At 73.3% G+C, this 24399-nt stretch carries 7 protein-coding genes; 2 read left to right on the top strand and 5 right to left on the bottom strand.

The window, feature by feature from the left end; genetic code table 11:
• Nucleotides 1–35: 35 nt before the first annotated feature.
• From ACFVVO_RS05875 to ACFVVO_RS05890, 4 genes are all read right to left on the bottom strand, one after another.
• Nucleotides 36–8282, bottom strand: a complete 8247-nt coding sequence (locus ACFVVO_RS05875) for an amino acid adenylation domain-containing protein (protein ID WP_390052038.1) — start codon at nt 8280–8282, stop codon at nt 36–38.
• 14 nt (nt 8283–8296) lie between these two features.
• Nucleotides 8297–16888 carry an SDR family NAD(P)-dependent oxidoreductase gene (locus ACFVVO_RS05880; protein ID WP_390052040.1) on the bottom strand — a complete coding sequence of 2864 codons (8592 nt, stop codon included), beginning with the start codon at nt 16886–16888 and terminating at the stop codon, nt 8297–8299.
• Nucleotides 16889–17071: 183 nt separating this feature from the next.
• Nucleotides 17072–17722, bottom strand: a complete 651-nt coding sequence (locus ACFVVO_RS05885; protein WP_390052042.1) for a 4'-phosphopantetheinyl transferase — start codon at nt 17720–17722, stop codon at nt 17072–17074.
• A gap of 54 nt (nt 17723–17776) precedes the next feature.
• Nucleotides 17777–18649, bottom strand: a complete 873-nt coding sequence (locus ACFVVO_RS05890; protein WP_390052044.1) for an aspartyl/asparaginyl beta-hydroxylase domain-containing protein — start codon at nt 18647–18649, stop codon at nt 17777–17779.
• A gap of 599 nt (nt 18650–19248) precedes the next feature.
• Here ACFVVO_RS05890 and ACFVVO_RS05895 point away from each other — a divergent pair.
• Nucleotides 19249–22545 (top strand): carbohydrate binding domain-containing protein, encoded by a 3297-nt coding sequence (locus tag ACFVVO_RS05895; protein ID WP_390052046.1) that lies wholly within the window; start codon nt 19249–19251, stop codon nt 22543–22545.
• 99 nt (nt 22546–22644) lie between these two features.
• Nucleotides 22645–23196, top strand: a complete 552-nt coding sequence (locus ACFVVO_RS05900; RefSeq protein WP_390052048.1) for a MarR family winged helix-turn-helix transcriptional regulator — start codon at nt 22645–22647, stop codon at nt 23194–23196.
• A 2-nt stretch (nt 23197–23198) separates the two neighbouring features.
• Here ACFVVO_RS05900 and ACFVVO_RS05905 read toward each other — a convergent pair whose 3' ends face one another.
• Entirely contained in the window at nt 23199–24398 is a 1200-nt protein-coding gene (locus ACFVVO_RS05905; protein WP_390052050.1) for a PP2C family protein-serine/threonine phosphatase, read from the bottom strand.
• Between the last annotated feature and the right edge of the window lies 1 nt (nt 24399).

Consider the following 24399-nt stretch of genomic DNA (forward strand, 5'->3'; position numbering starts at 1 on the left):
CGGGCACCGCGGCGGCCGTGACCGACGGCGGCGGTTCACCGTCCGGTCCTGCGTCGTGCGGGGCGCCGGCCGCTCTTTGGCTGGGGCCTGGCGGCGCCGGTGCGCGGGGCGGGCGGCCGGCCCCCGCCGGTGACCGGTGCCGGGGCGCGCAGTTCGGCGAGCGAGCCGCCGGGGTCCTGGGCGATCCGGGCGAGGAGGTGTTCGTAGGCACGGGCGAGGCGCTCGGCCGTGGCCGGGGTGAACAGGTCGGTGCTGTACTCCAGGTAGCCGGCCAGTCCCGCGCCGGTCTCCTGCACCACCAGGCTCAGGTCGTACCGGGACGTGCCGGCGTCGGTGCGCAGTTGGGTCACCACCAGGGCGCCGGCGTCGTCGGCCGACGGCACGTCCCAGGTGGGCAGTAGGTTGAACGTGGCCTGGAACAGCGGGGATTGGGCCGGGTCGCGGTGCGGCACCAGGGCGCCGACGAGGTCCGCGCACGGCACGTCCTTGTGGGCGTGGGCCTCGCCGGTGGCGTCCTTGGCCTGGGCCAGCAACTCGGTGAAGGCGCGCCGCGGGTCCGCGTCGAGACGCATCGGCAGCATGTTCACGAAGTAGCCGACCACGCCCTCCAGTTCGGCGTCGGGCCGGTTGGCGACCGGGGTGCCGATGACCAGGTCGGGGTCGTCGCTCTCGCCGCCGAGCAGGGCGGCGAACGCCGACAGCAGCGTCATGTAGAGGGTGGCGCCGTGATCCTGGCCGAGCCGCCTCAGACCGGCGGCCACATCGCCGGGGGCGCTCAGCTCGACGTGGGCGCCCCGGTACGTCTTCACCGGGCACCGTTCGTAGTCGGTGCGCGCCGACAGGCACCCGGGCGCTCCGTCGAGCCGTCGCAGCCAGTGGTCCCGCTGGCGGTCGAGCTCCTCGGCCGTGACGGCCGTGGCCTGCCGGCGGGCGAAGTCGGCGTAACTCATCGGCAGCGGCGCGAGCTCCGGCTCCTCGCCTCGGGCGAACGCCCGGTACAGGGCCTGCTGTTCGGTCAGGACGATGTTCACCGACCAGCCGTCGAAGACGCCCCACGGGCGGGTCAGTACGGCGATGTGCCGGTCGTCGGCGAGCGTGAGCAGATGGGAGCGCAGCGCGTACGGCCCCTCGGGGTCGAAGGGCCGGGCCCGTTCGGCGCGCAGCCAGGCGGCGAGGCCCGCCTCGTCGAGCGGGGCGGGCGCGACGGACACCGCGAAGCCGGCCGCGTCGTGCACGCGCTGGGTGAGGTCGCCGCCGGGCCGGCGGTGGTAGCCGGTGCGCAGCACGGCATGACGTTCCACGAGGGCGCGCACACTGCGGACGAAGGCGTCGCGGTCGAGCGGCCCGTCGAGCCGGAAGGCGAGCTGCACGTTGTCGTGCGCGGCGGCCAGATGCCCGGGCCGGTCGAGGAACCACAGGTCCCGCTGCTGCAGGGACAGGGGCGCGGCGTCCTCGACCGGCAGGCCGGGCGGATCGGCCGGGTCGGCCGGTTCGGCCGGCGTCGCGCTGCCCTGGCCGCCCGGCACCGAGGCGACGCCGTCGGCGGCGGCAGAGCCGGCTGCCCGCGGTTCGCCCTCCTGCGAGACCGAGGCGGTGCCGTCACCCGGCACGAGGGGCGAACCGGCAGGCGCCGAGCCCTCCTGCCCACCGGGCGCGTCGTCCACCGCGCCGGCCGGGCCTCCCGGCGCCGAGGCGGTGTCTTCGGCGGGCGCTGCGGCCGAACCGGCTCGCGCCGCGCCGCTCCGCCCGCCGCCGAGCAGGTCGTCCACCGCGGCAGCCATCTCGGCCATGCCGGAGGCGGTGAAGACCACCTGGAGCGGGAGGTCCGCGCCCATCTCCTTCTTCACCCGCAGCGAGAGCCGGGTGGCCAGCAGGGAGTGCCCGCCGAGGTCGAAGAAGCCGTCGTTGAGGCCGACGCGGGCGACCCCCAGCACCTCCGACACGATGCGGCACAGCTCGCGCTGGGTGGGCGTGTGCGGGGCGACGTACTCCTCGCGGGCCAGGTCGGCCTCGGTCGGCTCGGGCAGGGCACCGCGGTCGACCTTGCCGTTGCGGTTGACGGGCAGTTCGTCGAGGACGACGAACGCGGTGGGCACCATGTAGTCGGGCAGCCGCGCGGCCAGGTACTCCTTGAGCCGCCGGGCCTGCGGTGCGTCCGATCCGGCCTCCTCGCGCGGGTGCCGCACCGGGCTGACGTAGGCGACGAGGGAACGGGCGGCGCCGGTGCCGCGCGGCAGGACGACGGCCCGGTGCACGGCGGGGTGCCCGTGCAGGGCGTTCTCGATCTCGCCGGGCTCGACCCGGAAGCCGCGGATCTTGACCTGGTCGTCGACCCGGCCGAGGTGCTCGATCAGCCCGTCGGAACGCCACCGCACCAGGTCGCCGGTGCGGTACATGCGGGTACCCGGGGTGAACGGGTTGGCCACGACCCGCTCGGCGGTCAGCCCCGGCCGGCCGAGGAAGCCGCGGGCGAGCTGGTCGCCGGCGATGTACAGCTCGCCGGCGACGCCGGTCGGCAGCGGCCGCAACGCGTTGTCGAGGACGTACGCCTGCGTGTTGTACACGGGCGCGCCGATGGGCACGCGGGTGGCGCCGGGCTCGGGGGTGTACGGGCCGTACAGGCCGAGGGCGCCGCCCACCTCGGTGGGGCCGCACAGGTTGAACAGCAGGGTGTCGGGCAGGGCGCGCGCCACCCGCTCGGCCAGCTCCACGGACAGCGGTTCGCCGGTCGCCTCGAGCCGGACCAGGCCGGTGCACTCGGCGGCGGCCGGCTCGGAGAGGAACTCGGCGAGCATGGAGGGCACGAAGTCGATGTCGGTGATGCCGTGTTCCCGGACGGCCGAGGCCAGGTATTCGGGGTCCTTCTGGCCGCCGGGGCGGGCGATGACGATCGTCGCGCCGACCTGCAGCGGCCAGAACAGCTCCTTGACGGAGACGTCGAAGCCGATGGAGGTCTTGAACAGGATCCGGTCGCCCTCCTCGCCCCGGTAGACGCCCTGGTCCCAGGCGAGCCAGTTCATGCCGGCCCGGTGGGTGATGACGACGCCCTTGGGCCGGCCGGTGGTGCCGGAGGTGTACAGCACGTAGGCGGGGTGGTCCGGGCGGACCTCGGCGCCGGGGTCGGTGTCCGCCGTGCCGGAGGTATCGGGCAGCTCGTCGAGGACGAGCAGCGGGCGGGCGTCGCAGACCATCGTCTCGCGGCGCTCGTCGGGCAGGTCGGGGTCGAGCGGCAGGTAGGCGGCGCCGGACTTGAGGATGCCGTAGATCGCGACGAGCAGGTCGAGGGAGCGCGCCATGCCGACGCCGACGATCCGCTCGGGGCCGGCGCCCCGCTCGATCAGCCAGTGCGCGAGCCGGTTGGCGCGGGCGTCGAACTCCGCGTAGGTCAGGGCCTGGTCCTCGTGCACGAGCGCCGTCGCGTCGGGGGTGCGGGCGGCCTGGGCGGCGAAGGCGGCGGTGAGGGTGGGAGCCGGCATCGGGGTGCCGGTGTCGTTCCACTCGGTCAGCAGGCGCCGCCGCTCGGCGCCGGGCAGCACGTCGAGGTCCAGGGCGCGGGTGCCGGTTCCGTCGTCGGCGGCGAGGGCCTCGGTCAGGCCGGTGAGGGCGGTGAGGAGGTAGCCGGCGACGGCGTCGGCGGACAGCGAGTCGTCGACCTGGAGGTCGAGGGAGAGTTCGCTGCCGAAGTCGTCGACGGACACCGACACCGGGTAGTTGATGCCGTCGGCGGCGGCGACGAACCGCACTCCGGCGTCGTCGATGCGCGGGGCCTCGGCCTCGCCGTGCCCGGGTTCGAAGTGGCGGAAGTTGGCGACGGCGCTGAACAGCGGGGCGTCGCCGTCCATGCCGCTGCACCGCTGGGCCAGGCCCAGCGGGGTGTGCTCGCGGGCGACCAGGCCGCGCAGCGCGACGTCGACGTCGTCGATCAGCTCGCGGACGGTGCGATCGGCCAGCCGGACCCGCAGCGGGAGGGTGTTGATGAAGTTGCCGAGCATTCGCTCCACGCCGGGCACGCCCTGGAGCCGTCCGGACATCACCGAGCCGAAGACGACGTCGTCGCGGTTGCTGCACGCGGCCACGACCCGTGCCCAGGCGGCGTGGAACAGGCAGGCGGGGCTGAGCCGCAGCCGCCTGGCGTGGGCGCGCAGCTCGCCGGTGAGTTCCGCGGGGAGGGTGCGGCGCAGTCGGGTGACCCGGCGGGCGTCGCCGTGCACGTCGGCCAGGCCGAAGGGGAACGTCGGCTCGGTGACGTCGCCGAGGGCGGCGCGGAAGTGGTCCTCCGCCTCGTCGCCGGCCTGCCGGCTCATGGTGTGGGCGACGAAGTCGCGGTACGGCGGCGGGGGCGGCAGCAGGTCGGTGCGGCCGGCCATGTGCAGGGCCAGCTCCCCGAGGGTGAGCCGCAGCGAGGTGGCGTCCTCGATGAGGTGGTGGGCGGTCAGCAGGAGGTACCGGCGCTCGGAGTCCGGGTCCTCGGCGACCGTCAGCCGCAGCAGCGGCGCGCTGTCGAGGCTCATCCGCTCGGGTCCGGCCGTCAGGGAGCGGGCCTGTTGCCCGGCGTCCCCGCCGGGTTCGAGACGGACGCGGCGCAGCGGCAGCCGGGCGGTGCGGTGCACGACCTGCACGGGTTCGGGCAGTCCGGTGGTGAGGACGGCGGTGCGCATCACGTCGTGGCGGTCGACGACCGCCTGCAGGGCGGCGGTGAACCGGGCGCACGCCGCTTCGTCGTCGGCGACGTAGAGGGTGGAGACGAGGTAGGGGTCGTGGTCCGGGTCCATCAGGTGGTGGAAGAGGATGCCCTCCTGCGTCGAGAGCAGCGGGTAGACGTCCTGCACGTTGGGCGCGCCGCCGGGCACGGCCGCGGTGATCGTGTCGAGCTGGTCCTGGGTGAGGTCGATCAGGGGCAGCAGTTCCGGGGTGAGCCGGGTGCAGCCGTCCGGGATCAGGTTGGGCGGGGCGCTGTACCCGGCCGCGTCGGGGGTGTCGTCGATCCGGGCGGCGAGGGCCGCGAGGCCGGGCTCGGCGAAGACGTCCTGCACGGCCACGTTCAGGCCGTGTTCCTTGAGCCGGGCCACCAGCACGGTGATCATCAGGGAGTGGCCGCCGAGGGCGAAGAAGTTGTCCTCGGCGCTGATCCGTTCGGCGTCGAACCCGGTCAGTTCGGCCCATACCCGGGCGAGCAGCCGTTCGGTGCGGGTGGCGGGGGCGACGTAGGCGCGCTGGGCGAAGGCGTCGATGCCGGGGGCGGGCAGGGCCGCCCGGTCGAGCTTGCCGTGGGCCGTGACGGGCAGGGCGTCCAGGACGACGAAGGCGCCGGGCACCATGTAGTCGGGCAGGGCGGCCGCCAGGTGCCGGGTCAGCTCGGCCCGGTGGTCGTCGCACGGGTGACCGGGGTCCAGGACGGTGTACGCGACGAGGCGGGGGCTGCCCGGCTGGTCCTCGCGGACGAGGACGGCGCAGGCCCGCACGGCCGGGTGCTCGGCGAGGCGGTGCTCGATCTCGCCCAACTCGATGCGGAAGCCGCGCAGTTTGACCTGGCCGTCGGCACGGCCGAGGAACTCCAGGGTGCCGTCGGGCAGCCACCGTGCCAGGTCGCCGGTGCGGTACATGCGCGATCCGGGCTCGCCGAACGGGTCGGGCACGAACCGTTCGCGGGTCAGTTCCGGCTGGTGGAGATAGCCGCGGGCAAGTCCGGCGCCGGCGATGTACAGCTCGCCGGCGCAGCCGATGCCCTGGGGCTCGCGGGCCTCGTTCAGGACGTACAGCCGGATGTTCTGGATGGGCCGGCCGATGGGCACCGTGCGCGGGGCGGGTCCGGCGGGGCAGGCCCAGTGGCTGACGTCGACGGCGGCCTCGGTGGGGCCGTAGAGGTTGTGCAGGGGCGCCGGGTGGCGCTCGTAATGGCGGGCGCACAGGTCCGGGGGCAGGGCCTCGCCGCTGCAGAAGACGTGGCGGACGGTGGTGCACTCGCTCCAGCCCGGCTCCTCGACGATCGTGCGCAGCATGGAGGGCACGAAGTGCAGGGTGGTCACGCCGAACCGGCGGACGGCGGAGACCAGGTAGGCGGGGTCGCGGTGGCCGCCGGGCTCGGCGACGGCGAGCCGGGCGCCGGAGAGCAGGGGCCAGAAGAACTCCCACACCGACACGTCGAAGCTGTACGGGGTCTTCTGCAGGACGACGTCGTCCTCACCGAGGCGGTACTCGTTCTGCATCCACTCGATGCGGTTGACCGCCGCCCGGTGCTCGATCATGACGCCCTTGGGGCGGCCGGTGGAGCCGGAGGTGTGGATGACGTAGGCCAGGTGCTCGCCGGTCAGCCCGAGTTCGCCGGCGGGCAGGTCGTCCTCGCGGCCGCCGGTGACGTCCTGCCCGGCCCGGTCGCGCAGGGTGCCGTCGCGGTGCAGGCCGAGCAGGTGGGCGGCGCCGCGCAGGGGCTCGGTGTCCAGGTCCGGCTGGGTGAGGACGACCTGGACGCCGGTGGACTCGACGAGGGCGGCGCGCCGGGCGTCGGGGTGGGTCGGCTCGATGGGCAGGTAGGCGCCGCCGGCCTTGAGGGTGCCCAGGATGCCGGCGACCATCTCGGCGGAGCGGTGCGCGTGCAGGCCGACGAGGGTGTCCGGTCCGACGCCGTGCCCGCGCAGACCGTGGGCGATGCGGTTGGCCCAGGCGTTGAGTTCGCCGTAGGTCCAGGAGCGGTCGGCGTCGACGAGCGCGGTGCGCTCCGGGTGGCGGCCCACCTCGTCCTGGAACAGCTCGTGCAGGCAGCGGTCGGCGGAGTACGGCCGCCCGGTGTCGTTCCACACCTCGACCACCCGGCGGCGCTCCCCGGCGTCCACCATGCTCAGCCCGGACAGGGGCCGGGACGGGTCGGCCGCGACGGCCTCCAGCAGCCGCGTGTAGTGGCCGATGAAGCGCCGGACGGTCTCCCGGTCGTACAGGTCGGTGTTGTACTCGACGGTGCCGGCCAGCCCGTCCGGGGTCTCCCGCAGGTCGACGGTGAGGTCGAACTTGGTGAAAGTCAGCTCGACGTCGACCGGGGTGACGTCGAGGTCGCCGAGGGACGCGGAGCGATCGGTCTGCGCCTCCTGGAGGACGAACAGGGTCTGGAAGACCGGCGAGTGAGCGAGGCTGCGCTCGGTGTCGAGCGCGTCCACCACGGCCTCGAACGGCACGTCCTGGTGGTCGTAGGCCTCCAGCGCGGTCTTCCTGACGCGCGCGAGGAGTTCCGGGAAGGCGGGGTCGCCGGACAGGTCGGTGCGCATCACCAGGGTGTTGGCGAAGAAGCCGACCAGGTCCTCCGCCTCGCGCCGGTTGCGGCCGGCGACCACGGTGCCGACGGCGATGTCGCTCTGGTGCGTATAGCGGTTCAGGACGACGTCGTAGGCCGCCAGGAGGGTCATGTAGAGGGTGGCGTCGTGGGACTTGGCCACCTCGCGCAGCGCGCCGAGCAGTTCGGCGGGGCAGCTGAAGGTCTCACTGGCGCCCGCGTACGTCTTCACGCGGGGGCGTTCCCGGTCGGTGGGCAGGGTGAGCCGGGGGTCGACGCCCGCCAACTGGCGCTTCCAGTAGCCGACCTGGCGTTCCTGCACCTCGTCGGCGAGCCACTGCCGCTGCCAGTGCGCCCAGTCGGCGTACTGGACGGGCAGGGGTTCGAGCGGTGCGGGCCGGCCCGCACCGAACGCCTCGTAACAGGCCACCAGATCACGGAAGAACACCCCGACCGACCAGCCGTCGCAGACGCTGTGGTGGGTCGTGACGAGCAGGTGGTGCTCCTGTTCGGACTGCCGCAGCAGACGGGCACGGATGAGCGGTCCGCGCGCCAGGTCGAACGGGGCGGCGGCCTCCTCCCGGCAGATCCCGGGCAGGTGCGCCGGGTCGGCGAGTTCCTCCTGCGTGACGGTGAAGTCGGCGCCGTCACCGACGATCTGCCCCGGTACGCCCTCGTGTTCGGCGAACCGGGTGCGCAGCACCTCGTGCCGCTGGACGACCGCCGTCAGGGCCCGCAGCAGCGCGGGACGGTCGAGGCGGCCGCTGAGCCGCATCGCCACCGGGATGTTGTACGCGGCGCCCGTGCCGCCCAGCTTCTCCAGGAACCACAGGCGTTGCTGGGTGAACGACAGCGGCAGCGGCTCGCCGGTGTCACGCGGCAGGCGCGGCACGGCACGCAGCGCGGACAGGTCGACGCCCTGCTTGCGCAGCAGCGCGATCACGGCGCGCTGCCGCTTCGCGGGCAGGGAGCGGATCCTCCGGACGAGGTCCAGTCCGGTGTCCTGACTGGTGATGTCCATCGTCAACCTCTGCCTCAGCTCTCGATGTCCAGGGCGTCCAGCTCCTCGTCGCTCATGTGCTCGACGAGGGCGATGCTTTCGAGGATCAGGTCCACGTCGAGCGTGCCCGCGTCCGTCGTGCGGACGGCGCGCCGCCCGAGCTCCAGGGCCATGTCGGCGAGCCGGGGCGCACTGAAGACCGCCTCCACCGGCAGCTCCACGCCCACCCGTTCGGTCAGCCGGTTGATGAGGCGGGTGGCCAGCAGCGAGTTGCCGCCGAGGGCGAAGAAGTCGCTGCGGCCGTCCAGCCGCTCCGGGGCGACGCCCAGGACGTCGGCCCAGGCGCGCGTCATCGTGCCCAGGGTGTCGGAGGGCGTGCCGGGCTCGGCGGGCGTGTCCGGCGCGGGCGGTTCGGTCGCCGGCCGCCGGGTGGCGGCGGGCTGCTCTGGGGTGCGGCCGACCCAGTAGCGGCCCGTCTCGAAGGCCGTCGGCGGCAGCGGTGCCATGAGGCGGGGCCCGTCGTGCAGGCCGGCCCACGGCACCCGGACGCCGCGCGCCCAGAGTTCGGCGAGCTGCTCCAGGGCGCGGTCCTGGACCAGTCCGGCGAGGAAGCCCTCGCCGCGGGCGCCGGTCAGGACCGCGGCGAGCGGTCCGGCGTCCTCCTCGGCGTTGCCGCGGTGCACGCTCGCCCGGACGGCCGTCGTGGCCGGGCCCTCGGCGAGCTCGGCGGCGAGGGCGTCGCGGAGTTGCCCGCGGTCGGCGGCCACCACGGCGAGCCGCTCTGCCTGGGGCTCCCGGCCGAGCTGCGAGGTGTAGGCGAGGTCGGCGAGGCTCACCGTGGCGTCGCCGTCGAGGAAGTCGTGCAGTCGGCCCACGGCCGTGCGCAGCAGCTCGGGGGTGCGGGCGGAGACCAGGACGACCTGCGGTGCCGGGTCGTCCGGCACCGTGCGGACGGGAGCGGGCGGCGCCTCGACGACGATGCTGACGTGACTGCCGCCGGCCGCCACGGAGTTGATGAGGGCGCGACGGGGGGCGCCACCGCGCGGCTCCCAGCCGGTCGGCTCGTCGGCGAGCCGGAGGGCCGAACCCTCCAGGTCCAGCCGGGGGTTGGCGGTCCCGGTGGCGACGAGCGGGGCGACCTGGCCGTGCTGGAGCTGCAGCACGACCTTGGTGAGCTGGGCGATGCCGGAGGCCGCCTCGGGGTGGCCGAGGTTCGACTTCACGGTGCCCACCGGCACGGGTTCGGTGACGTCGGCGAACACCTCGCGCAGGGCGCGCACTTCGACCTCGTCGGAGAAGGCGGTGCCGTTGGCGGCGGCCTCGACGCAGCCGATGTCGGCCGGTGCGGTGCCGGCCCGTTCCAGGGCCCGTCGCATGGTGGCGACCTGGGTGCGGTGACTGGGTGTCATGAAGCCGTTGGAGCGGCCGCCGTGCAGTGAGGCGGTGCCCCGGATGACCGCGTGCACGGTGTCACCGTCCCGCAGCGCCGCGTCCAGCGGCTTGAGCAGGACGGCGCCGACCGCCTCGGCGGGCAGGTAGCCGTCGCCGTCGCGGAAGCTGCGCGCGCCGGGGTGGGTGCCGAGCAGTTGCATCTCGCCGAGTGCCAGGTACTTGTCGGGGTGGACGTTCAGGTTGACGCCGCCGGCGACGGCCAGCTCGCACTCGCCGCGCAGCAGGTCGGCACAGGCGAGGTGCACGGCCATCGCGGAGGACGTGCACATGCTGTCCACGGCCAGGCTCGGGCCCTCCAGGCCGAAGAAGTGGGAGACGCGGTTGGCGATGAGGTTGTACGAGGCGGAGGCGGTGAGCGCCGCCAGGGCCGGGTCGGCGGCCGCGTCCGCCCGGTACATCTGGTAGGCGGCGCCGACGTAGACGCCCACCCGCCGGCCGTGGCGCCGCTCGACGACCTCCTGGGTGACGCCGCCCTGCTCCAGCAGGTGCCACACCGTCTCCAGGAACAGCCGCTGCTGGGGGTCCATGGCGGCGGCCTCGCTCGGCGCGATGCCGAAGTGCAGCGGGTCGAAGCGGTCGATGCCGTCCAGGAACGCCCCCCACTGGGCCCGGTCGCCGCTGTCCCAGCGGTCGGCCGGCACCTCGGTGACGCAGTCCCTGCCCTCGCGCAGCGCCGCCCAGAACTCCTCCAGGTCGTCGGCGTGCGGGTAGCGTCCACTGATCCCGATGACGGCGATGCCGTCCGCACCCTGCTCGCTCTCGCGCCGGGCCGGTGCCGGGGTCCGCGGGAGCCGGGGCGCGACGGCCGGGGCGGCGGCGGGCGCGGGGGCGGGCTCGCCGACCAGGGCGCGCAGGGCCTCCGGATGGTCCGCGGCGAGATACTGGGCGAGGCCGCGTACGGTCCGCACCTCGAACAGCAGCGTCCGCGACAGCGGGCCGAAGGTCTCCTCCAGCGGCTGGAGCATGGTCACGGCGAGCACCGAGTCCATGCCGTACCGCTCCAACGGCGTGTCGGGGTCCAGCCGCTCGGGTCCCAGTTTCAGCGCCGCCGCGAGCACCCGCCGCAGGTGGGCCACGGCCCGCTCCTCGACGGCCGGTACGGCGGTGGCGGATTCGGCGACGCTTTCGGTGCCGGTGCCGGTGCCGGTGCCGGGGTCCGGGGCATCCGTCGTGACCGGGGCCGGCGGGGCGGCGTCGGTCGCCGGAGCCGGCGGGGCGCTCTGGGTCAGCGTGGCCGACAGAGCCGTGCGGTCGCCCGCGACGACCAGCAGCCCGCCGTCCTCGCGTACGCCCTCGTCGGCCAGGGCGAACCGCAGTGCCGCGAGCCCACGCCGGGTGTCGAGCGGCACGAGTCCCGTGGCGCGCAGTTGCTCCCGGACCGTGTCTCCGGCTCCCATGCCGCCCTCGTCCCACAGCGGCCAGCCGACGGACACGGTACGGCCGCTGCGCAGGCCCGTGTCGACGAGCCGGTTGCGGTGGGCGGCGTAGGCGTCCATGAACGCGTTGGCGGCGGCGTAGTCGGCCTGGCCGGGGTTGCCGAAGGCGCCGGCGATCGAGGAGAAGCAGACGAACAGCTCCAGCGGCTGCTCGCGGGTCAGCTCGTCGAGGTGGACGAGGCCGGCGACCTTGGGGGCGAGGACGCGCTCCAGTTCCTCGGCGCTCTTGCGGACGAGGAAGTTGTCGTGGACGACGCCGGCGGAGTGCAGCACGCCGGTCAGCGGCCCGTGCTCGTCGGTGATGTGGGCCAGCAGACGGGCCAGGGCGTCGCGGTCGGTGACGTCGGCGCGCCGGTGGTCGACGGTCAGGCCGGTGGCGCGCAGGGCGTCCAGCTCGGCCCGCTGGGCGTCGGTCAGCGGGGAGCGCCCGGTGAGCACCACGGTGGCCGTGCCGACGGCGGCGGCGATGTCCCGGGCCACGATGAGGCCCAGTCCGCCGACCCCGCCGGTGACAAGGTAGACACCGCCCTCCCGCCAGGGCGTCGGCGCGGGCCGCAGCGGGACCTCGGTGGGGCGGCGCACCAGGCGGCGGCCGTCACGGTGGCGCACCTCCGGCTCCGGGCCGGTGGCCGCCTCGGCTGCGAGACGGGCGGCGACGGTGGCGGGGGCGGCGCCGTCCAGGCACTCCACGTACTGCGTGTGCAGCCGCGGGTTCTCCAGGTGGGCGGTGCGCAGCAGCCCCGCCAGCCCGCCGAGGCAGGCGGCCGGGTCGTCCCCGGCGGTGCCCACGGCGGCGACCTGGAGCAGGGTGGGCCGGCGGACACCGCGCAGCAGCAGGTCGCGGGTCAGGGTGAACACCTGGCGCGCCGCGTCGGTGTACAGGCGGTCCGGCGGGCCGTCGGCGAGGTCGAGGACGGTGCAGGTCGTGTCGGCGGGCAGGGCGGCCCGCAGGGTGTCGCGGTCGCCGTCGGTGAGCCGGCCGAACACGACGACGTACCGTTCGGCGAACGCCTCGCCGGGCGCGGTGGCCCCGGTGGCGGGCAGGTCGGTCCAGCGGGGCCGCAGCAGGACGACGTCGCCGTCGTCACCGCCGGCGGACCGCCGCGGCGCGCCTTCGGTGTCGAGGTCGAACCAGCAGCGCTCGCGGGCGAAGGGGTAGCCGGGCAGGCTGATGCGGTACGGGCCAGGGCCCGTGGCACCGGCGAGGTCCCACTTCACGGCGCCGCCTTCGGCCCAGAGCGCGAGCAGGGCCTCGTGCCTGCCCTGTTCGCGCCAGGCGGTCACGGCGGCGCTGACGGCGTCGTCGTCAGCCTGCCGGTCCGGGCGGACGGTCCCCCGGGTCCAGGGCCCGGGCGCGGCGGGGGCGGCGGCGAAGGCGGCGAGCCGGTCGCGGGCCTCGGTGAGGGAACCCACGGCGAGGGCGAGGCGCTGCTCCAGGGCCATGCGTCCGGTCTGCAGGGTCCAGGCCACGGAGGGGAGGTCGGCGTCGGACAACTCGCCGAGCCGGGTGTGCAGGCGGCGGGCCTGCTCGACGAGCTGCTCCTCGTTCCGGGCGGACAGCACGAGCAGGAAGGGTCCGTCGGGAGTGGTCTCCGGGCGGGCCGGCGCCGGGTACTCCTCGATGACCACGTGGGCGTTGGAGCCGCCGCCGCCGAAGCTGGAGACGCCGGCCAGCCGGGGCAGGGTGGTTCGCTCGCCGTCGGCATCCCGGACCGGGCGGTGCCACGGCTCCAGGGTGCGCTGGACACGCAGGGGGGTGCGGTCGAAGTCGATGTGCGGGTTGAGGGTGGCGGAGTGCAGGCTCGGCACGAGTTCGCCGTGCCGCATCTGCAGCAGCACCTTGGTGACGCCGGCGATGCCGGCGGCGCTCTCGCAGTGCCCGATGTTGGACTTCACGGAGCCGATCGCGAGGCGCTCGGGGGCGCCGCCCGCGCTGCGGAAGGCCCGCTGCAGACCGGCCACCTCGATGGGGTCGCCGAGTGAGGTGCCGGTGCCGTGGGCCTCCAGATAGCCGAGGGCGCCGGGGTCGACACCGGCGGCCGTGAGCGCGTCGGCGATCACCTCGCCCTGGGCGACTGGGGTGGGCACGGAGTACCCGGAGGTGCGGCCGCCGTGGTTGACCGCGGTGGCCTTGATGACGCCGTGGATCTGGTCGCCGTCGGCGATGGCCCGCGCCAGCGGTTTGAGCAGGACGGCGCCGACGCCCTCGCCGGGCACGTAGCCGTCGCCGCCCTCGCCGAAGCTGCGGCACCGGCCGTCGCTGGAGAGGAAGTCGCGGCGGCCGAGGACGAGGTACTTGTTGGGGTGCGGGGTGAGGTTGACGCCGCCCGCGAGCGCGGTGTCGCACTGGCCGCTGCGGATCGCCTCGCAGGCCAGGTGGATGGAGGTCAGGGAGGACGAGCACATGGTGTCCACGGCCAGGCTCGGGCCGTGGAAGTCGTAGAAGTACGAGACCCGGTTGGCGACCGTGGAGGCGCTGCCCCACAGGGCGTCGGGCGCTCCGCGTTCCTGCGCCTGGGCGCCAAGGAGCTGGTACTCCTGGTACATCACCCCGACGTACACCCCGACCCTGCCGCCGCGGGAAAGTCGGTCGGCGGTGTACCCGGCGTCCTCCAGGGTGTGGTGGGCGCACTGGAGGAAGAGGCGCTCCTGCGGGTCGAGGTGGTCCGCCTCGAGCAGGGATATCTGGAAGAACAGCGGGTCGAACCGGTCGATGTCGTCCAGGAAGCCGCCCCAGGAACCGGCGCCGGCCGCGGCGTAGCGGTCGCGGTTCCAGCGGTCGGCCGGGATCTCGCGGACGCAGTCGCGGCCCGAGCGCAGGTTCTGCCAGAACTCGTCGAGGTCGGCGGCCTGCGGGTAGCGGCCGCTGACCCCGATGATCGCGATGTCGCCGTCGCGCACGGGCTCCGGGACCGGGTCGGCCGCGGCCGCGCTCGTGGTCGTCCGCCGGGGTGCCGGGTCCGGCAGGAGGCGGGTCGACAGGCCGGTCAGCTCCACGCACACCCGGCCGTGCTCGTCGAGGACGGTGACGTCGAGGCGGGCCGTGCCGTCGCCGGTGTCCGAGCCGGGCTGGTGCCGGATCCAGGCGTACGCCGTGGCGGCGGTGGCGGTGACGGGTTCGGCGCGGTCCAGGGCGAACGGCAGGGCGAGCCCGGCGGACCGGCCGTCGGCCGCCTGGTCCAGCCACAGGCCGATCGTCGCCTGGAGGGCGCCGTCGAGGATGCTCGGGTGCATCAGGGCGCCGGCGCCGAGCGGTTCGGCCTCGGCCGGGAGCCGCAGTTCGGCCAGGACCTGGGGGCGCCCCTCGGCGTCGGTGCCGGTGCGCAGCCCGGTCACGGACCGCTGGGAGGGACCGTAGGCCATGCCCATGCGGTCGTACAGGCCGTACAGCCGCTCGGCCGGGTGGAAGGTGTCGGCGCAGGCCGCGCGCAGTTCGCCGAGGAGCGGCGTGCGGCGGGTGCCGTCCCGGCCGACAACCGCGCGGCCCTGGCCGCAGAGCGTGCTCTCGCCGTGGTCGCCGACGCTCTCGATCTCGTAGGCGCAGCCGCCCGCCGCGGAGGTCCGCACCCTGACCCGCAGGGTGAGCCCGGCGGGGCCGCAGACGGCGGGCCGCAGCCACACCACGTCGGTCAGCCGGACGGTGGCCGCGTCGTCCTGTCCCAGCGCCCGGGCGACCGCCACACGCGCCATCTCCAGGTGGGCGACACCGGGCAGGATCCGGTCGCCGTGCACCTGATGGTCCCGCAGGAACGGTTCGTCGCCCGTGAAGCGGGTCTCGTACGTCGTCACATCCCCGTCGTTCTCACCGACGGTCCCGCGGAGCAGCGCGTGCGGCACCGGAGCCGCTGCCGCTGCCGCCGGGGTGTGGTGCCCGGGCGTCAGGTGCGCCGTGAGGGCGTTCAGGGTGCGGTGCTCGCGGAGGGCCGCCGGGGCGAGGGTCAGCCCCAGGCGCGCGCCGACGCGGTCGGCCAGGCGGGCGAGTCCGGTGACGTCCAGCCCGAACTCGGCCAGCTCGGCGTCGGCGTGCACATCGGCGGCGTCGACGCCGAGGAGGGCGGCCACTTCGTCGGTGAGGGCGGCCCGGATGCCGCCGAGCGCCTCGTGGCCCGACGTGGCGGACCGCACGGCAGTGGCGGCCGGGGCGGGCGGGAGGTCGTGGACGGCGGGCGCGACGGTTTCCGTCCGGGCGGGGGCCGCCGTGGCGGTGGCCGGCGGAACGGGCGTCCCCGGAGCGGGCGCGGCCGGGACGGGCACCGTCGACGCCGTCGTGGTGGCCGGGGCGGGAGCGGGGACCTGGGTCTCCAGCCACTCCGCCAGCTCGGCGACCGTCCGGTACTCGAACATCACCGTCGGCGACAACTCCACCGACAGCCGCTCCTCCAACTCCGCCACCAACGACAGCAGATCGGCCGACGCCAACCCCAACTCGTAGTAACCCGAACCCACATCGACCCCGTCGACAGCCACCCCCAACCGGGCCGCCACCGCCCCCCGCACCACATCCACCAGACCACCCGGCGACGCGGCGGGCGTCGCCGGGCTCGTGGCCGGAACGGGCGCGGCCGGGACGGGCACCGTCGACGCCGTCGCGGTGGCCGGGACGGGCGCGGGGACCTGGGTCTCCAGCCACTCCGCCAGCTCGGCGACCGTCCGGTACTCGAACATCACCGTCGGCGACAACTCCACCGACAGCCGCTCCTCCAACTCCGCCACCAGCGACAGCAGATCGGCCGACGCCAACCCCAACTCGTAGTAACCCGAACCCACATCGATCCCGTCGACAGCCACCCCCAACCGGGCCGCCACCGCCCCCCGCACCACATCCACCAGACCACCCGGCGACGCGGCGACGGCCGGTGCGGCGGGGAGCGGACCGGCCGGTGCGGGGGCGTCCCCGCGTACGTCGAGGGAGGCCGCGGCGCGAATCCGCTTGGCGACGAACCGGCCGACCTCGGCCACCTTCGCGCCCTCGGCGTCGTAGAACTCCACGACCAGCCGGATCAGTTCCTCGTCCCGGCGTACGGAGTCGGCGGGGACGCGGACGTAGCAGCGCCCGCCGAGCGATCCGGCGGCGCGGAACTGTTCGAACATCAGCGGCAGGTACAGGCCGGGGCCGTCGTTGTCGCCGTGCAGCATGCCGAGGGCGACGCCACCGCCCAGCAGGCCGGCCTCGAACAGCGCGGGGTGGAAGAGGAACCCGGCGACGGAACCCTGGTGCTCGGGGGCGAGTTCGAGTTCGGCGACCCAGTCGCGGGTGCGGTGGTGGACCACTCCCCGGAGTTTCATCAGTCCCGAGTGGTGCAGGTCGTACTCGCGGCACCAGGTGTAGATCTCGTCGAGCGTGGTGCGCCGGGTGGCGCCCTCGACGGGCAGCGCCAGCCGTTCACCGAAGGTGACGCGCGGCCGGCGGCGCACGTTCGCGACGGCGTGCAGCACCTCTGCGGTGTCCGCGGGGCGGCGGCTGCGCACCTCGACCCGCCAGCCGCCGTTCGCCGCGGGACGCCCCTCGACCGTGGTCAGCACCCGCTCCCCTGGCCCGGCGACCAGCGGGGCGAGAATGGCGAGATCGCGCAACTCCACTTCCGGCATGGGATGTCCGTGCCGGGCCAGGACCTGCAGGACCAGATCCACGTAGCCGACGCCGGGCAGCAGGCTGCGGCCGTACACGACGTGCCCGTGCAGCAGCGGGTTGTCGGCGGTGACGGCGAAGGTCTCGGTGAAGGTGGTCGTTTCGATCATCGGTGTCCGTCCAGAAGGAGCGTCAGGCCGGCGGGGCGGCCCGGCGGGGCCCAGCCGTCGGAAGGCAGCCGGAGTTGCACGAGCAGAGGTGTCCGAGTGCCGTCTCCGGCAGACCGGGGCGCGGCCGGGGGCGGGCCGGGACACACGGTTCCCGGCGCCCTCGCGGCATCCGTGCCGGTGCGCTCAGCACAGGGCGACGGCGGTCAGGAGCAGCCCGTCGCGGCGCAGCCACCGCCCGGTCACCCGGGGGACGGCCCGGCCGGCGGCCATCGGCGGGGGCACCAGGAAGCGTGCGCCGAACCGGCCCCCGCCGGCGATGTCCACCCGTACCGCGTCGAACCCGAGCATGCGCCGGGCGAGCGGAAAGAAGACCTTGTACACGGCCTCCTTGCAGCTGAACAGCAGCCGGTCCCAGGAGAGGGCCGAATGCCGCGCGGCGAGCCGGCCGACCATGGCCCGCTCCTCGGGCAGCCCGATCATCTCCAGGACGCCCTCCGGGAGTGGCTCGTCCCGTTCGGCGTCGATGCCCACGGAGTGCACGCGACTGGTCCGCGCGACGGCCGCCGCGCGATATCCGGCGCAGTGCGTCATGCTGCCCACGACTCCGGCCGGCCAGCGTGGTGCGCGCTGTGTTCCGGGTGGCAGGGGAAAAGGGGGGATTCCGAGGTCGCCGAGCGCGGCACGGGCACAGTGCCGCACCGTGGTGAATTCCCGACGCCGGGCGGGAACGGCCCCCATTACGGCCGCTTCCTCTTCACTGAAGAGATGATTGCCCCGGTCGTCTTCGAATGCTTCCGCGGAGGCCACTTCCCGCGGAAGTATCTCCTCGATCACTTTCTCCCCCAGTTATTTCTTCCCACCCCTGCACAACACAATGGTGCCCTTGCGTCACCAGGCGGTGAGCGAGAACCGCTCTCTGAGATCGCGGGCGCCGATCGCGAAATCCCGGATCCGCTCGGCCTTCTCGACCATCTTGTCGTCGCCGGCCTTCTTGGAGATGGCGATGAGCCAGTCGTAGGTCTCGCTGGGGTGCACGTCGTAGGTGAAGTGAACCTTGGAGAGCAGGAAGAGGATGTCCCGGAAGTTCTCCCGCTCGACGACATCGGCCAGCGAGCGGATCCGTTCCGCGCGTTCCCTGGTGAACGGCTTCCGGTCCGGGAGTTCGGGGGTCTCACCGGGGGCGTAGACGGAGGCGTCGGCGAACGCCTCCTTCTCGTCGAAGGAGCCGTTGAAGGCGAGGTCGACGCAGAGCGCCTGCCGGCTGATGTCGGAGAAGTTGACGGCGGAGTGGACGGCCGCCGCGTCCAGGAACCAGATCTCGCCGGGCCGCATGTGGATGACGGTGTCGTCGTCCGAGTGGAAGGCCAGCGGGCTGTCCTCGAGGACCATGAAGGTACGGAAGTACAGGTCGAGTTCACGGTCGAGCTCGACGAAGTCGCGGTGCGGGATCACGATGGCGTTCTTCAGGTTCCGGGTGCGCGCCATCTGCAGCCGGTCCTGGTCGTAGACCGTGGTGATGATCTCGTCGAGGTACGGGACGTGCTCGGCGTGCCGGGTGGGCCGGGCGGGCGCGCCCTCCAGGTCCCGGTAGAGCCGGTCCTCGCTGCCTCCGCTGGCGTTGTACAACGGGATGTTCTTCCAGAACCCGTTGCTGAACTCGTCGTACTCCTCCTCCACAGTGGGGACCGCGGCGAGGTAGTCGAGGTCCTTTCTCAGCCGCTCCTGGTCGAGTTCGATGCGGCCGAGTATGTGGGAGCGCATGCGTCGTCCTCCGTCGTGGCAAGGTAACCGTGCGGACCGGCTCAAGCGTGATACGGGCAAGGGAAATTCAATATTCATCTGCTTCCGGTGAACGGGCAGGCAGAAGCAGACGCCATGACCTTCCTGGTCAGCAACCAACGCCAGGTGTCAGAAGTTGAATAGTGAGTGAACGGCGCGATGACACGCCTCGCCCTACGTCGCTCTCGCGCCCACGAAATCCCCCGTTGCCCCTGCCATCACGGTCGATTCACTCAGGAGAGGATCGGAACCGTGATCGAATTGAGTTCGAGCTTAGAGCAGCCTCTTCTTGGCCGTCAACCGTTCCATGACCATCTAACAATCGGCCGGCGGCTCCCCTATACGACATGGAAGCAAGTCGGCCGTCGAATTCACGCCACGCCCCGCACGGCCCCTGCGGCCGCACGCCCCCTCCCCCGGACGGGGGCACCGGCGGCACCCGCCCCCGGATGGATCGTGCGCCAGGCCTTTACGGCGATCCAACGTTGCACTACTTTGCCGCAAGATTCAGCAACTCCTTGCACGTCCCCGGTGCTTGGGACCGGCACCGGGGGTCTCCCCCTCTGTTGTCAGGAGCCGCCGTGTCTTCACTCACCCCCACCCGCGTCCGGAGAAGACGCCCCCTCGGACGCGGCCGACCGCTCACCGCGGTCCTCGCGACGCTGGCGGGCCTGCTGGCCGCGCTGCTGCCGGCCGTCGCCGCCCGGGCCGCGACCAGCGCGACCGTGTACTACAAACCGGCCGCGAGCTGGTCCACCGTGGACATCCACTACGCCCCGACCGGCGGCAGCTGGACCACCGTCCCCGGTGTGGCCATGGAGGCGGCCTGCTCGGGCTGGTACAAGAAGACCGTCGACCTGGGCGGCGCGTCCGGGCTGGCGGCGACGTTCAACAACGGCGCCGGCACCTGGGACAACAACGGCGGCGCCGATTACCGCCTCGGCGACGGCGTCTCCGCCGTGTCGGGCGGCCAGGTGACCACCACCGACCCGTGCGCCTCGGCCGCCCCCACCTCAGCGACCGTCTACTACTGGACCGCGACGAAGAACTGGCCGTCGTACTACCTCCACTGGGCGCCCTCCGGCGGCAGCTGGACCACCGCCCCCGGCGCCCGTATGACCGCCGCCTGCACCGACTGGGTCAAGCTGACCGTCGACCTCGGCACCGCCACCACCTGGCAGGCCACCTTCAACAACGGTAACGGTGTCTGGGACAGCGCCAACGGCGCCAATTACCAGCTCGGCACCGGCACGATCACCGTCAAGGACGGCGTCGTCGCCCACAGCGACCCCTGCGACTCGGCCGAGCCCCCGCAGGGCAACGCGGCGACCGTCTGGTACTCGACGGCCGCGGTCGGCTGGTCCACCGTCAACCTGCACTGGGCGCCCACCGGCGGAAGCTGGACCACCGCCCCCGGCACCGGTATGGAGCCCGCCTGCACGGGCTGGGTGAGGAAGACCGTCGACCTCGGCACCGCCACCACCTGGCAGGCCACCTTCAACAACGGCAACGGTGTCTGGGACAACGACAACGGCGCGAACTATTCGCTCACGAAGGGCAATTCACGGGTCAAGGACCGCACCGTCACGGCGAACGCGACCGACCCCTGCGCGGCCGCCGAACCCGACACCACCCCTCCGTCGGCGCCGACGGGCGTGGGCGCGAGCGTCACCGGCACCTCCGTCGTGCTCACCTGGAACGCCGCCACCGACGACACCGGCGTCACGGGCTACCAGGTGACCCGCACCGGCGGCAGCCGGGGCCCGGCGGTGGGCGACACCTCCTCCACCGTGCTCTCCGTGAGCGGGCTGGAGGCGGAGACCGCCTACTGCTGGACCGTGCGGGCCCTGGACGCGGCCGGCAACCTCTCCGCCGCCAGCACCGAGAAGTGCGCCACCACCGGCGAGACCCCGCCGCCCACCGCCGCCGGCACCCCGCTCAGCGGCGACCCGCGCAAGGACCCGGTCTACTTCGTGCTCACCGCCCGCTTCTACGACGGCGACAGCTCCAACAACCGCGGCGGCAGCCAGCACGTGAAGTCCGGCAACGCGGCCAACGACGACCCCATGTTCCGGGGCGACTTCAAGGGCCTGGTCCAGAAACTCGACTACATCAAGGCCCTCGGCTTCTCCGCCGTGTGGATCACCCCGGTCGTGCTCAACCGCTCGGACTACGACTACCACGGCTACCACGGCTGGGACTTCTACAAGGTCGACCCCCGGCTGGAGTCGGCCGGCGCCTCCTACCAGGACCTGATCAACGCGGCCCACGCGAAGGGCATGAAGATCTACCAGGACGTGGTCTACAACCACTCCTCCCGGTGGGGCGCCAAGGGCCTGTTCACGCCCACCGTGTACGGGGTGCGCGACGCGCAGTGGAGCTGGTACTACGACGCGCCGAACAGCGACTTCGCCTACGACGGCCTGACCGTCGAGCCCGCCTCCGGCAAGTCGTACTACGACGGCGACCTGTGGTCGACGGCAGAGCCCAGCGGCAACACCTGCCTCAACTGGGGCAAGCCCACCGGCCAGAAGAGCGCCGAGGGCTACACGCTCTACAACTGCCAGTGGCCGAGCCCCACCAACAAACTGTTCCCCGCGTCGCTCTACCACCAGTGCTGGCTCGGCAACTGGGAAGGTGAGGACTCCCGTTCCTGCTGGATCCACGAGGACCTCGCCGACTTCAACACCGAGAACCCCACCGTGCAGCAGTACCTGATCGGCGCGTACGACAAGTACATCGACATGGGCGTGGACGGCTTCCGGGTTGACACCGCCGTCCACGTCCCGCGCGTCACCTGGAACCGGCGCTTCCTGCCCGCGATCCACGACGAGGTCACCCGCAGGTTCGGCGCGGACAAGGCCAGGGACTTCTTCGTCTTCGGCGAGGTCGCCGCCTTCGTCAACGACAAGTGGAACCACGGCTCGGTCAACCACTCCGCGCAGTTCTTCACCTGGAAGGAGCGTAAGGAGTACACCTCCGACGACGTCCAGGCGGCCCTCGACCAGTACGACTACGAGGAGAATCTGGGCCCGGCGGGACAGCCGACGTCGGCCAACGCCTTCCTCGACGGCAACGGCTACCACGCACCCGACCACAGCCGGTTCAGCGGCATGGACATCATCGACATGCGCATGCACAACAACTTCGGGGACGCGTCCAACGCCTTCAACAACGGCAAGGACTCCGACGACTCGACCAACGACGCCACCTACAACGTCGTCTACGTCGACAGCCACGACTACGGCCCGAACAAGTCGAGCACGCGCTACAACGGCGGAACCGACGCCTGGGCCGAGAACATGTCCCTGATGTGGACGTTCCGCGGCATCCCCACCCTCTACTACGGATCGGAGATCGAGTTCCAGGCCGGCAAGCAGATCGACTGCGGCCCCACCTGCCCCCTGGCCACCACCGGCCGCGCCTACTACGGCGACAAGGTGGCGGGCGAGGTCACGGCGGGCGGCTTCTCCGAGGTCACGAGCGCGAGCGGGGCCGTGGCCACCACCCTCCAGCAGCCGCTGGTCAAGCACCTGCAGCGGCTCAACCGGATCCGCCGGGCCGTGCCCGCCCTCCAGATGGGCCAGTACTCCACGGCGGGCGTCAGCGGCGACATGGCCTTCAAGCGGCGCTACACCGACACCGCCACCGGTGTCGACAGCTACGCGCTGGTCGCCGTCGGCAACGCCGCCACCTTCACCGGCGTCCTCAACGGCACCTACAAGGAGGCCGTCACCGGCAGGACGGTGACCGTCGGCGACGGCACCCTGTCCGTCCCGGCCTCTGGCAAGGGCAACCTCCGGGTCTACGTCCTCGACCTGGGCGGCGCCAACGCGGCGCCCGGGAAGATCGGCACGGACGGCCCTTACCTGAAGTAGTCACCGGGTCCGGCGGCGCGGTGGACGCACCGAGCCGCCGGCCCGCGCTCGGGAACCCTGAGCGAACACCGGTTGCGAACCGGATCCCCGGGTACAGCGATGGAATATGGGTTGTCCCCGCACCACCCGGTTCTTACTGAAAGTGATGTGTTCGTGACTCTTCCCGGCGGCGACGACGACCGCGCCAGGGGCTCGGGTGACGATCCGAGCGCCGACGCGCGGGCGATCGCCGATGCCGTGGAGTGTCTCTCGAACCTCTGGTCCGTCGCCGCCCAGGAGGCGGCCGTACGGCTGTCCCTCCACCAGTTGCGGGCACTGCGGGTGCTGGAGAAGGCGCCGGAGTCCAATCTCACGGGCCTGGCGGAGCGTCTCGACATAGGGCTGCCCACCGCCAGCCGGCTCTGTGACCGGCTGGAGGCGGCCGGTCTGCTGGAGCGCGAGCTGCACCCGCACCGGCGCCGCGAGGTGCAGCTCAGGCTCACCGTCCAGGGGCGCCGGGTGCTGGCGGACGTGGCCCGCAGGCGCACCCAGGCCCTGGCCGGCGTGCTGGCGGCGATGGCGCCCGCGGAGCGGTCGGCGCTGGTCCGCGGCATGCGGACCTTCCTCGGTGCCCAGGGCGAGGGGCCCGCCCGGCCGCCGGAGACGCCGTAGCGTCAGCGGCCGGACGGCGCCTCGCCGGGCTCGCGTCCCGTCCAGTCGAGGCAGACGACGGCGGCGTCGGCGAGGAGACCTTCGTCGCCGACGTGTTCGATCAGCCCGGCGACGACCGACCGCGCCGCCTCGTGCGGCTGTGTCTGCCGGGTCGCGCCCAGGATCTGGCGCAGCACGCCCTCCCCGAACACCTCTCCGGACGCCGAGCGGGTGCCGTGGACGCCGGTGCTGATGACGATCAGGCGGTCGCCGGGCTCCACCTGGAAGGTCTGCTCCTCGTAGAGGGTCTCCTCGAACATCCCGAGCGGTAGCTGAGCCTCGAGCTCGACGCGTTCGATGGTCATTCCGCGCTGGCGGTAGAGCTGGGGCGACCCGGCGTCGACGGCGTGCACCGTGCCGGTGTCCAGGTCGAAACGGAGCAGCAGCGTGGAGGCGTACGACTTGCCTCCGTACTGGGAGAAGAGCGCCTGGTCGGCGAGGCAGGCCTGGTCCGCGAGGCCGATGCCGGCGCGGCGGGCGTTGCGCAGCGCGCTCACGGCGAGGTTCGCGAGCAGGGAGGCCTCTATGCCCTCCCCCATGCCGTCGGTGACGGTGAGCGTGAGGTGGTCGGCGCTGGTGGACCAGTCGAAGTTGTCGCCGCCGATGGCGTAGGCCGGCTCCAGGTGGGCGCCGATGACGTACTCGTCGCGGGCGCACCCGCGGCCCGGCAGGAGCTGCCACTGCATCTCGGCGGCGAGAGTGAGACGGCGGGTGCGGCGGGCCTGGAGGTACAGGTCGGTGTCCCGGCCGGCCGTGGCGACCTCGTGGCCGAGGCCGGTGGCGAAGTCGCCGAGGCGCAGCACCGTGCTCGGGTCGGCGCCGGAGCCGGGGACCTGGACGGAGAGCACACCGAGGCGGTCGCCGCGGACGGTGATGGGCAGGTGGACGAGTTGCGTGGCCGGGTCGGCGGTCACCTCCACCACCGGGTTCTGGGTGGTGAAGGCGGTGCCGGCGGGGCCGTCGTGGGCGGAGACCGGTTCGCCCGTCAGCGGCAGGTGGGTGACGGGCTGCAGGACCGTCAGGCCGTAGTCGGCGAGCAGGAGCGTCACGTCCCGGGCGCCGAAGCGCTCGGCCAGCAGCCGGCCGGCGGTGGCGACCAGGGCGTGCGGCGGTGCCGAGCGCAACTGGGCTTCCTCGGACGGGACCGGTTCGGCGGCATTCACA

It is taken from the genome of Streptomyces sp. NPDC058145, from assembly GCF_042884245.1.
Lineage (GTDB): Bacteria > Actinomycetota > Actinomycetes > Streptomycetales > Streptomycetaceae > Streptomyces.